The organism is Polaribacter butkevichii, assembly GCF_038024105.1.
In the GTDB taxonomy this organism is placed as follows: domain Bacteria; phylum Bacteroidota; class Bacteroidia; order Flavobacteriales; family Flavobacteriaceae; genus Polaribacter; species Polaribacter butkevichii.
Genome location: NZ_CP150661.1, coordinates 1,772,160 through 1,784,701, shown reverse-complemented (window position 1 = coordinate 1,784,701; position 12,542 = coordinate 1,772,160). Strand labels below are relative to the sequence as shown.

6 protein-coding genes are annotated in these 12,542 nt (G+C 32.0%); 5 read left to right on the top strand and 1 reads right to left on the bottom strand.

The genetic code is table 11. From position 1 onward, the window contains the following. Positions 1-235: 235 nt before the first annotated feature. On the bottom strand, positions 236-2,173 hold the full coding sequence (gyrB, locus tag WG951_RS07520) for a DNA topoisomerase (ATP-hydrolyzing) subunit B (RefSeq protein WP_105050378.1): 1,938 nt from the start codon (positions 2,171-2,173) through the stop codon (positions 236-238). Between the two features lie 594 nt (positions 2,174-2,767). On the opposite strand from gyrB, the gene WG951_RS07515 reads away from it, so the two are divergent. From WG951_RS07515 to gatB/aspS, 5 genes are all read left to right on the top strand, one after another. Continuing rightward, entirely contained in the window at positions 2,768-5,272 is a 2,505-nt protein-coding gene (locus WG951_RS07515) for a TonB-dependent receptor (protein ID WP_105050379.1), read from the top strand. Positions 5,273-5,348: 76 nt separating this feature from the next. Continuing rightward, positions 5,349-7,112, top strand: a complete 1,764-nt coding sequence (locus tag WG951_RS07510; protein WP_211296752.1) for a glycerophosphodiester phosphodiesterase family protein — start codon at positions 5,349-5,351, stop codon at positions 7,110-7,112. Positions 7,113-7,486: 374 nt separating this feature from the next. Further along, on the top strand, positions 7,487-7,753 hold the full coding sequence (locus tag WG951_RS07505; protein ID WP_211296753.1) for a hypothetical protein: 267 nt from the start codon (positions 7,487-7,489) through the stop codon (positions 7,751-7,753). Between the two features lie 2 nt (positions 7,754-7,755). Next, complete coding sequence (locus tag WG951_RS07500) at positions 7,756-9,156, top strand: amidase family protein (protein ID WP_105050380.1); 1,401 nt, start codon at positions 7,756-7,758, stop codon at positions 9,154-9,156. Then, positions 9,156-12,491 (top strand): bifunctional amidotransferase subunit GatB/aspartate--tRNA ligase AspS, encoded by a 3,336-nt coding sequence (gene gatB/aspS, locus WG951_RS07495; protein ID WP_105050381.1) that lies wholly within the window; start codon positions 9,156-9,158, stop codon positions 12,489-12,491. Before WG951_RS07500 ends, gatB/aspS begins: the two co-directional genes overlap by 1 nt. Positions 12,492-12,542 lie beyond the last annotated feature (51 nt).

Sequence of the window (12,542 nt, the reverse complement as noted above, 5' to 3'; positions counted from 1 at the left end):
TAAAATTTACTGGCTTTATCGGCTAAAATAGAAAAATATATCAATAAGTAAAGTTTAATGAGGTTATAAACGGTTAAAAACGGGTGTTTTTCATTAGTAGTAAGTAGGCTTTTATTTTTTAACTGTATCTTTTTAAAGAAATAGCTGTCTAAGAAACTTGATAAAAGTATCAAAAAAAAACACACACTTCTACGAGTAGAAATGTGTGTTAAATAAAATTATTTAGGTTGAAATTTTATACGTCTATATTAGCGTATTTTGCATTTCTTTCTATAAAATCTCTACGAGGCGGAACATCGTCTCCCATTAGCATAGAGAAAACTCTATCTGCTTCTGTAGGACTGTCGATTACCACTTTACGTAAGGTTCTAAATTCAGGATTCATGGTAGTGTCCCAAAGTTGTTCTGCGTTCATCTCTCCAAGACCTTTATATCTTTGAATAGCAACATTACCACCCATTTGCTGTGCAATAACATCACGTTGATTATCATCCCAAGCGTATTCTCTTTTTTGACCTTTTTTAACTAAGTATAATGGTGGTGTTGCAATGTAAATATAACCTTGCTCTACCATTTCTCTCATGTATCTAAAAAAGAACGTTAATATTAAGGTAGCAATATGCGATCCATCTACATCGGCATCACACATAATAACTACTTTATGATAACGTACTTTAGATAAGTTTAAGGCTCTTGGGTCTTCTTCTGTACCAATAGAAACACCTAAAGCAGTAAACATATTTTTGATCTCTTCGTTTTCAAAAACTTTGTGTTGCATTGCTTTTTCTACATTCAAAATCTTACCACGTAATGGTAAAATGGCTTGAAAGTTTCTATCTCTACCTTGTTTTGCTGTTCCACCTGCCGAATCTCCCTCAACTAAGAAAATTTCACATTGTGCTGGGTCTGTTTCAGAACAGTCAGATAATTTACCAGGTAAACCACCAATAGACATTACCGTTTTACGTTGTACCATTTCTCTGGCCTTACGTGCTGCGTGTCTTGCGGTTGCTGCTAAAATTACTTTCTGAACGATGATTTTTGCATCATTCGGGTTTTCTTCTAAGTAATCAGCTAACATTTCTGATACTGCTTGCGAAACTGCAGAAGTTACCTCTCTGTTACCTAATTTTGTTTTTGTTTGCCCTTCAAACTGTGGTTCTTGTACTTTTACAGAAACAATAGCGGTTAATCCTTCACGGAAATCATCACCAGCAATATCAAATTTTACATTTTTAAGTAAGCCAGATTCATCAGCATACTTTTTTAAAGTTCCTGTTAAACCACGTCTAAAACCAGATAAGTGTGTTCCACCTTCGTGTGTATTAATGTTGTTTACATAAGAATGTAGGTTTTCTGCATAAGAGGTGTTGTATACCATGGCAACTTCTACAGGAATACCGTTTTTCTCACCTTCCATAGAAATTACAGAACCAATTAATTGCTCACGTGTAGAATCTAAATATTTAATAAATTCTGGTAAACCTTCATCAGAATGAAAAACTTCTGATATAAAGTTTCCTTCATCATCTGTATTTCTTCTGTCTGTTAATGTAATGGTAATACCTTTATTTAAAAAAGATAATTCACGCATACGAGTAGACAAAGTCTCGTAGTTGAATTCTGTGGTTTGCTTAAAGATAGATTTGTCTGGTAAAAAAGTAACAATTGTACCTGTAAAATCTGTTTCTCCAATAGTTTTAACAGGATATAAAGCTTTACCTTTTTCGTATTCTTGTTCCCAAACTTTTCCTTCTTTGTGTACAGTTGCTCTTAAATGATCTGATAATGCATTTACACAAGAAACACCAACACCGTGTAAACCACCAGAAACTTTATAAGAATCTTTGTCGAATTTACCACCGGCACCAATTTTTGTCATTACAACTTGTAGTGCAGAAACGCCTTCTTTTTTATGGATTCCTACAGGAATACCACGACCGTTATCTTTGGTTGTAATTGAGTTGTCTTCATTTATGGTAACATCAATTGTATCACAATAACCTCCCATTGCTTCATCAATAGAGTTGTCTACAACTTCGTATACTAAGTGGTGTAAACCACGTATTCCTACGTCTCCAATATACATGGAAGGACGCATTCTTACGTGTTCCATTCCTTCCAGTGCCTGAATACTGGAAGCGTCATAATTATTTTTATTCTCTTCGCTCATTATATAAAGTGAATTATTAATTTTTTAGATTGCTGAAATTCGTTTTTAAAAAATAAATTTCAGTAATCTCAAATTTACGGATTTTAAAGTGCTTTTAAAGTGTTTTTAGCAATTTTGTTTAAAAATTATCAACATTTGTTGATTTCTTAAAAGTGGCTTAAATGGCTTAAAAATGGTTTTAAAATTAATTTTAATATTTTTTGTTTCTTCTTGAAAATCAGAATGATTAAAAGTGGCTTAAATCTTTTGTTTCTATATTGTAAAATAGGGGGTGTTTTTTGTTTAATGGAATAATAGCGTATTATTTAGATTGTATTTATTACCATAGAGTAAGTTAGTATCGTTTTGTTAGAACAAGATTTCTGCCTCGGTAAAATGATTAAGTAGGTGTTATTCAGCTGTACATATTTAGGTTTTTTCTGAGAAAAACAAACCCTATTAATATGTTTAATTTTTTGTGTTATTGTTTCGTGAATTATTTGTAAAAAATGGGGTCTAACTATTTAAAAAGTAACTATTGTATGATTTTAAGTTAACAAGAGTCTTGCTTCACAAAGATAAATTTGCATTCTAATTAATTTTAAACTCAATAAAATGCATTTTAAATTTTTATTTACTTTTTTAACACTCTTTAGTTTAATTAGTATAAAGGCACAAGATGTTAGCGTATTAAAAGGAACTATAACCACAGAGCAAGGAGAACCTATTGTGGGGGCAAATGTTTATATAAAAAAATTGTCTTTAGGTGCAACTTCTAATGAAAATGGAGAATTTATATTAGAGAAAATTGCAAATGCGTCTTATGTTGTTGAAGTTTCATATTTAGGATATAATACAATTATAAAGAAAGTATTAATTAGTAATTCAGAAACAATTGAAAACTTTAGTTTAAAAGAAAGTTCATATATGTTAGAAGGTGTTGTGGTAACATCTCAGAAAAGAGAGCAAAAGAATAAAGATGTTCCAATTGCTATTACTTCTTACGGAACAGATTTTATAGAAAATCAAGGGACTTTTGAGTATGATGCTTTATCAGAATATGTACCTGGTTTTCAAGTGCAGATTCAAAGTGTTAATAATCCCGGAATTGTTATTAGAGGAATTACAAGTGATAGTGGAGATTCTAGAGTAGAACCAAGAGTTTCTATCTTTCAAGACGGAGTTTCAATTAGTAAATCTAGAGGATCTGTTGTAGAATTGTATGATATTGAACGTGTAGAGGTTTTAAAAGGTCCGCAAGGAACCTTGTTTGGTAGAGGAGCACAAATTGGTGCCATGCATATCATACAAAATAAAGCAAAAAATGAAACATCTGGAGCTGTAAAAGTTGGTTATGGTAATTACAATCAGGTTTTAACAACAGGGTATTACAATACACCTTTGGTGGATGATAAATTGTTTTTTAGAGCTGCCGCAATTTACAATTCTAGAGATGGTTTTATCGAAAATGTTTCTGGTGGAGATTTAAACGGAAAAGAAACACTTGCTTTTAGAACATCATTTAAATATCTAATAAATGATAATACAACTTTAGATGTTATTGCAAACTGGCAAAAAGATACGCCTCCTGGTACTTCTTTTAAAAGTGGAACTTATGCGCCAATTGGTGGCGATACAAACCCAAATACTTTTGCTGATTTAGAAAGAGGAGAAGAATTAGGTTTAGATAGAACTGTTTACGGTGTTACAGGTATTTTAAAACATGAGCTGAATGATGTTTGGGGTGTTACTTCTACAACCGCTTATAGACAATTTGATTCTAATGAAGCTTTTGATGCTGATGGAACTGCGGCTCCTGCTCTTTATTTTAGAGAAATTGCTAAAGGAAAACAATTTAGTCAAGAGGTTCGATTTAATTTTGATACAGATGAGAAGTTTAGAGGTTTCTTTGGTGGAAATTTTTTCTTTGAAGATGGTTCGCAAGAAGTACCATGGGAATTGGATGAGAGAAGTTTTGGTGTGTTACTTTTAAATCCTACTGCTTTTGTTGTGAATGGTGTGCCAACTTTGTTGTCAAACATACCTAATGATTCTGCAACATTTGGTGCAATAGCAGGTGCTCCTTTAAGTTCTTATAATAAAGAAACGTATACTAATTTTGGTAAAAATTATTCTGGCGATGTTTTTGCGGATGCTTCTTATGATGTTACAGATAAATTATCGATTACTTTAGGGTTAAGAGCTACTTGGGAAAACATTAATGCGGCTTATCAAGTAGAAGATGCTGCTACTCCTTCTAATTTAGGGTATTTAACAGGAAATCATCCAAATGTATTATTTGCAAGTACCAACGGAGAAAAGATAGAAGCAAGTGATAATTTTTTATCAGCAGTTGGTCGTTTCGCAGTAAATTATGATGTGAATGATAATATTACTTTTTTCGGAACAGCTGCAAGAGGAAGAAGACCTAACGTTATTAGTGTTACAGCAACGGAAACAAATATATTATCTGATGAAACAGTAATGTCTTATGAGGTTGGTGCAAAATCGTTGTTCTTAAATAATAGATTACAGTTTGATATCAATGGGTATATGTATGATTATTCTAATTTTCAAACAACAATTACCAAGTTTGAAGATGGAAAACTTGTGTCTACGCCAGAGGATAGTGGAAATGCAAGTACATTTGGTTTTGAAGCAGCTACGCAATTTGCTTTTACAAAAAGTAGCAGTTTCTTTGCAAACTATGGGTATATAGATGCTTCTTTTGATGATAAAGATGCTAATGGAAATGAACAAGCTTTAGCTGGAAATACATTTAGATTAACCCCTAAGCACTCATTCTCTTTAGGTTTTAATATCAACCCAAAAATCAACAAAAATTTAGATTTCTTTTTTAGACCAACATATACCTATAAGTCTAAAGTGTTTTTTGAAGAAACCAATTTACCTAATATTTCACAAGAGGGTTATGGAATTTTAAATTATAAAGTAGGGCTTACTATAAACAAAATGTATGAGCTAGGTTTTTATATGAACAATGCTTTGGATAAACAATACATTATTGATGCAGGTAATACAGGTGGTGCTTTCGGAATTCCGACTTTTATTGCTGGTCCACCAAGGTTCTTTGGAGCGCAATTAAAAATAAAATTTTAAGGTTTAAAAATAAATAAGAAAGACTGCTAAAAATGTATTTACAATTTTAGTGGTCTTTTTTTTAATTATAATAACAATGAAAAAAAATATTTTATCGTTTCTTTTTTTAATACTGTTTATTACTGTTGTTAAAGGACAAGAAGTTGTAAATTTAGCTGCTTTAGAAAAAAGTATAAATGATAAAGAAGCTCATGTTAAAGGAATGAAATCAGGAAATGAAGCCAGAATTATTTGGTCAGAAAATTATAAGGAAAAACAATCTCCTATAGCGTTTGTGTATTTACATGGTTTTGGTGCAAGTGGTAGAGAAGGGGAGCCGGTAATGAGCATGCTTTCTAAGAAATACAATGCAAATGTTTACCTATCTCGTTTAAAAGAACATGGTTTGGGTAGAGATGATAACTTTATAAATTTAACACCAGAAAATTATATCGCTTCTGCTAAAGAAGCTTTAGAAATAGGAAAAAAGATTGGTAAGAAAGTTATTTTAGTAAGTACATCAACAGGTGGAACTTTAAGTTTAAAATTAGCATCAGAAGATGCTTCTATTTTAGGATTGGTAATGTATTCTCCGTTTATCGGACTTAAAAATCCTGCATTTGCAGCCATTGTAACTCCAGAAGGAAAAGCCGGATTTATAAAAATGAATCACGGTGAAATTATCAAGCAAAAAAGACCTGAAGAAGAAGCTAAATATTGGTCTACTTCTTATCATGTTAATGGGTATGAAGCTTTAATAAAAATGTTAATCAGCAACATGACTCCGCAAACATTCTCTAAAGTTAAGATTCCTGTTTTTGTAGGGTATTATTATAAGAATGAAGAAGAACAAGATCAGGTAGTTTCTGTGGATGCAATTCTAAAAATGTATGAGGGTATAGGTACTTCTGTTGATAAAAAAAAGAAAGTAGCTTTTCCGAAAGCCGGAAATCATGTAATTGCGTGTGATTTAAGATCGAATGATTGGGAGAGTGTATACAATGAAACTGTAGCTTTTATTGATGCAACTATTTTAGAGAAAAAGCAGCAATATGATTTTGAATTGCAAGGGCATAGAGGTGCAAGAGGTTTATCACCAGAAAATACAATGCAAGCTTTTGAAAAAGCATTAAATTTAGGTGTAAATACCATAGAGTTAGATGTGGTTATTAGTAAAGACAACAAAGTAGTGGTTTCTCATGAGCCTTGGTTGAATGATGAAATTACGTTAGATGCCAAAGGAAATCGTATTACAAAAAAAGATGCTGCTGCTTTTAATATGTATAAAAATAAGTATCAGAAAATAAAGAAATATGATGTTGGTTCATTAGGGAATCCTAAGTTCCCTGAGCAAGAAAAAGTTGCTGCTTACAAGCCCTTGTTGTCTGAAGTAATTGCTTTTGCTGAAACTAAAAACACTGAAATTCTTTATAATATAGAAATTAAAAGTACGCCTACGGATGAAAAAGATGGATTTCAACCTACTGTAGCTAAATTTTCAGATCTTGTAATAGCGCAATTAAAAAAAGCAAAATTACCTGTAGAAAGAATCGTTATTCAAAGTTTTGATCCTAGGGTTTTAGAATATATTCATAAAACGTATCCAGAATTTACGTTGGCATTTTTAACGTATCAGAATGATTTTAAAACAAACATGCAGATGTTAAGTTTTGTGCCAGCAATTTATAGTCCATATTTTGTGTTGTTAAATAAAGAGGAGGTTGCTAATATTCAGAAAAATAATATGAGAGTTATTCCTTGGACAGTAAATAAGAAAGAAGATATGATTAACTTGTTAAATATGGGGGTAGATGGTTTAATTACAGATTATCCTAATATTGCAATTCCTTTAAGAAAGTAAGTTTTTTTTATTATAAATAGTGAAGTCCCCCAATTTTGCCGTTGTATTTATAAGGAACCTACTATTTAATTAGTAGATTTCTTGTAAATAAACTTTAATATTTTGTTATATCAATAAATAAACAAGGATATATTAGAAATATTGTAAAGGTTGTATAAAATCTTAAAAAAGAAGATTGTAAACGACATTTTCTCTATATATTTGACGTCAATAACGTTACAATGATAAATAATAATAACAATCGTAATTTCAATAATCCTAATTGTTAGGGTAGGGAGGTTGTTGTTTATAGATATATACATAAAGCCTTCCTAATCGGAAGGCTTTTTTCATGTTCTGAACTTGTTTCAGAATCTTAATTAAAAAATAAAGAAATGAGCAAAATAATGACGGTAGACATTTTGTCTAGTATTAAAGGAGCAGAGCCATCGGAATCGGTGAATCAATTGTTTGAGGTAATTAAAAATGCAAATACATCAGATAATAACGTGAATACCAATCATAACAATGCTGTAACTTTAGATGATTTAAGAGAAGATATTGTTATTGATAGTCCGCAGGCAGAAAAACAAATAATTATTGAAAACTTTCCGAAAGAAAAGAATGGTTTTTTAGTAGTTTCTAAAGTGATAGAAGAATAATTATGGAATCGCAAATACATAAAATTCACCAACAATTGGTGAACAAAGAAATTTCGTGTACAAAACTGGTACAAGAAAGATTAGATTTATTAAAATCGAACACACACAATACCGTCAATTCACTTTTAGATACCTTGGCGCTAGAATTAGCTGCTAAAGTAGATGCTAAAATTGCAAGCGGACAAGAAATTGGTTTGTTAGAGGGAATTCCGTTCGGAATTAAAGACGTGTACATGGTACAAGGAACTTTAACAACGGCGAGTTCAGATTTATTAAAAAAGTACAAATCGCCTTACACGGCAACTGCCATTCAAAAATTATTTGATGCAGGCGCAATACCATTAGTAAAAGAAAATTGTGATTCTTTTGGACACGGTTCTTCTTCTGAAAACACCATTTTCGGAGCCGTTAAAAACGCAATCAATACAGATTTAGTTTCTGGAGGTTCTAGTGGGGGTTCTGCAGTAAATGTAGCCAAAGATTTTACGGTATTTTCAATTGGTGGAGATACAGGAGGTTCTGTTCGTCAACCGGCAGGTTATAATAATGTCTACGGATTAAAACCAACGTACGGAAGAATTTCTAGATACGGATTAATGGCGTACGCATCGTCTACAGATTGTGTTGGCCCAATTGCAAAATCGATTGAAGATATTAGAATTGTTTTAAATGTGATGAGTGGTAAGGATATTAAAGATCAAACCACGTATCAATCGGAAGCAATCTCTGAAGCAACTATTTTAAATGCTGATGAAATAAAAACTGTTGGATACTTTAAAAATTTCATCGAAAATGATGCGATTGATGCAAAAGTAAAAGCGGATTTTTTAGCAACCATAGAAAAAATAAAAGCCAAAGGAATTGAAGTAAAAGAATTAGATTTCTTTGAGTCTGACACCTTAGTTTCTACCTACTATACTTTAGCAATGGCAGAAACAGCATCGAATCTATCTAGATTAGATGGTACCAATTACGGAAACAGAATAGAAGGCGATACTTTAAAAGATACATATTCTATTACACGTTTAGAAAATTTCTCGGAAGAATCTAAACGTAGAATTGTTGGTGGGAACCAAGTATTATCTCAAGGTTTTTCTGATGAAATTTACTTAAAAGGATTAAATGTAAGAGATCAAATTATAGCTAATTTTGAAAAAGATTTTAAAGAAGTTGCTATTATTTTATCACCAGTAACACCAAATTCGCCACCAAAAATTGGCGATAGTTTAAAAGATCCTTTAGCAATGTATTTGTCGGATGCCTATACGGTTGGTTTTAGTTTAGGGCAATTGCCAACGTTAACCGTGCCACAAGGAACAGAAACAGGATTACAAATTACGGCAGCAAAAAATAATGACGAACTTGTTTTGAAGTTTGCTAACTTCTTAAAAGATACGATATAATGGAACTGGAACAATTAAATGAGCTTATAAAAAAGCACGACTTAGAGTTAGTAATCGGTATTGAAACTCACGTTCGATTAAATACAAAAACAAAGTTATTCTGCTCTTGTGCAAATCAAGAAATAGAACAACCAAACCAAAATATCTGTTCAGTTTGTACAGGGCAAATGGGGGTTTTACCTTCTATAAATAAAGAGGCAATTACAAAAGCTATTTATTTTGGAAAAGCAGTAAAATCTACTTTTTCTAATGAAGTTATTTCTTGGGATCGTAAACATTATGAATACCCAGATAATCCAAAGAACATTCAGATTACACAGTTTCATAATCCTGTAATACCAGATGGACAAGTTTCTTGTTATAGAAATGATGGTTCGCAATTTACAGTGAGCTTAACGCAAGTTCACATAGAGGAAGATGCTGCAAAATTAATGCACGAAAAGAAAATTTCTTTAGTAGATTTTAACAAAGCAGGAGTTCCGTTAATAGAAATTGTAACAGATCCTTGTATTCGTCATATAGAAGATGCATCTACGTATGCACAGTATATTCAAAGAATTGTTCAGAATTTAAAAATATCTGAAGCTAACTTAGAAAAAGGGGAGTTTAAATCGGATGTTTCTGTATCGCTTCGTAAAAAACACACGTATGATTTAAACCCAAGAACAGAAATCAAAAACTTAAATTCTTTTAAGTTTATGGTAGATGCTTTAAAGGAAGAAATTGAAAAGCAATTAAGTTATTACGTAGAAAATAAGGCATTTAGACCAGACCAAACAACGGTTTTATGGGATGCAGATTTAAAGCAGACTAAAACCATGCGTAAAAAGGAGTTTGAGGCAGATTATCGTTTTATTTCTGAGCCAGATTTACCTTTTGTCAACATTAAAAAAGTAGTAGAAAGTATCGATGTAGATATCAGTTCATTGCCTTTTGCAGTAGAATCTATTTTGATAAATGGGGGTGTTTTACCACAAGATGCTAAGTTTTTTACTGCAGATTCTTTGCGTTCAGAAGTTTTTGTTGCTATCAATAATAAAATAAATGATGCTTCTTTCGTTGCCAAAACATTGGTAAATAATATTGGTGCAGATGAATATGAGAATATTCATAGTGTTGATCAATTAATTGAGATTTTTCAATTATTTAAAGACGATAAAATAACGTCAGTTTTAGTGCAAAACGGAATTACATCGTATTTAAAAGATAGAACTTTCGATTATAAAAAGTACTTTGAAGACAATACAATTTCTGAAGATAAAATTAAAGATGCCGTTGCAAAAGTAGTTTCAGAAAATGAAGCAACTGCAAACGATATTAAAGCAGGAAACCAAGGTAAAGCAGGTATTCTTGTTGGTAAAGTTATTGGTATTATTGGTAAAGGAGCTTCAGGGAAAGTAATTCGTCAAGAAATATTAAATGCTTGTTCTGCGGATGTTATAACGACTACGAGTGCAGCTGTAGCTGATGAGTCAAAAGCAACTAGCGATCAGCCAAAAGCAAAAATAGAAGAAGAAACGTTACCTCAAGTTCCGATTATTATAAAAGAGGAATATAGAACTCATAAAATTTCTCAATTATCGGAAGACTCAATTAATGATGAGGTTACTTTATCTGGTTGGGTTTCTAGTGTTAGAGATCATGGTGAATTAATTTTTATTGATTTACGCGATTCTAGCAATCAAGTTTTTCAAGTACGTTTAAGTAGAGAAACATTTCCTAACTTAGATGAGCTTGTAAAGTTAAAATCAGAATCTGTAATTTCTGTTACCGGAGTTGTAGTTAAAAGAAATGAAGATGATTATAACGCAGGTTTAAGAACTGGTAAATTAGAATTAGAAACGTCTGCTTTAGATATTTTAAACTTATCTAAAACGCTTCCTTTTGAAATAAAAAGAGCGATGAAATCGAACGAGAATGTTCGTTTTCAATATAAGTTTTTAGATCATAGAAATGATGAGGTTCGTAAAGCTATTGTGAACCGTCATAGAGTAATCAAGCTAATGCGTGATATCTTAGACGAAGAAGAGTTTTTAGAAATTGAAACGCCTATTTTAACGGCTGGTACAGACGAAGGAGCAAGAGAATTTATTGTGCCTACAAGAAAACAAGCGGGTTCTTTTTACACGCTTCCGCAAGCGCCACAACAATTTAAACAAATGTTAATGGTGGGTGGTTTTGAAAAATATTTTCAAATAGCACGTTGCTTTAGAGATGAAGATTCTCGTGGAGACAGACAACCAGAGTTTACACAATTAGATATAGAAATGGCATACGCAAGTATGCAGCAAATTATCGATTTAAATACCAAAATGTTTAATGAGATTGTGAAGAAAATCTATGGTAAAAAATGGGTTTTACATCCTTTTGAAGTAATTACGTATAAAAACGCAATGGATAAATATGGTTGTGATAGACCCGATTTACGTTACGGATTGCAAATGCAAGACATTACGGATATTGTAAAAGATACCACATTCCAAGTTTTTAGCAAACCAATTGAAGAAGGCGGAATTGTAAAATGTATTAAAGTTTCTGCAGCTGAACAAGGAAATAAAAGAGCTTCTAAAGGGCAAATTGAAAACTTAACTGCAATTGCACAACAAAATGGATTAGGTGGTTTGGCATATATTATTGTAAATGAAAATGATTTACAGTCGCCAATTATTAAGTTTTTAGGAGAAGAAATTGCAGCAAATATTATAAAAGCTACAGATGCTAAAGTTGGTGATATTGTATTTTTCTCAGCAGCAGATTATGCAACAGCAAACAAAGCATTAGATGCTGTTCGTCAAGAAATGGGACGCATTTTTAAATTGATAAATCCTAAAGAATTAAGACCAGCGTGGGTGGTAGATTTTCCAATGTTTGAAAAAACAGATGAAGGAAGATGGACATTTACACACAACCCTTTTTCTATGCCAGCAATCTATGACTTAGAAAAGCACATGACTGGAGAAGGAGAAGAAATAGGAACTATTATAGCGCAACAATACGATTTAATCTTAAACGGTTATGAGATTGGTGGAGGTTCTGTGCGTGCACATAAGGCAGAAATTTTAGAAGCAACCTATAAAAATATGGGTTATGATAAAGAAGAAATGATGAAAAGTGTGGGTACAATGTACAAAGCTTTTCAGTATGGAGCGCCACCACACGGAGGAATTGCTTGGGGAGTAGATAGATTAATGATGATTTTAGAAAAGAAAGCTTCTATTAGAGAAGTAATGGCTTTCCCTAAAACAGGATCATCAGAAGATTTATTGTTTAATGCACCTTCAATTTTATCTGATAAAAAGGTAGAAGAAATGAATGTTAGAATTATAAGGAAATAGTCTTTTAAGAATTCTTGAAAATATTAAAATCTCGCGAAAGCGAGATTTTTT

Excerpts from the sequence above, each read along its gene's own strand:
- WG951_RS07505 (WP_211296753.1), top strand. The coding sequence starts at position 7,487 with ATGAGCAAAATAATGACGGTAGACATTTTGTCTAGTATTAAAGGAGCA.
- gatB/aspS (WP_105050381.1), top strand. The coding sequence starts at position 9,156 with ATGGAACTGGAACAATTAAATGAGCTTATAAAAAAGCACGACTTAGAG.
- WG951_RS07515 (WP_105050379.1), top strand. The coding sequence starts at position 2,768 with ATGCATTTTAAATTTTTATTTACTTTTTTAACACTCTTTAGTTTAATT.
- WG951_RS07500 (WP_105050380.1), top strand. The coding sequence starts at position 7,756 with ATGGAATCGCAAATACATAAAATTCACCAACAATTGGTGAACAAAGAA.
- WG951_RS07510 (WP_211296752.1), top strand. The coding sequence starts at position 5,349 with ATGAAAAAAAATATTTTATCGTTTCTTTTTTTAATACTGTTTATTACT.
- gyrB (WP_105050378.1), bottom strand. The coding sequence starts at position 2,173 with ATGAGCGAAGAGAATAAAAATAATTATGACGCTTCCAGTATTCAGGCA.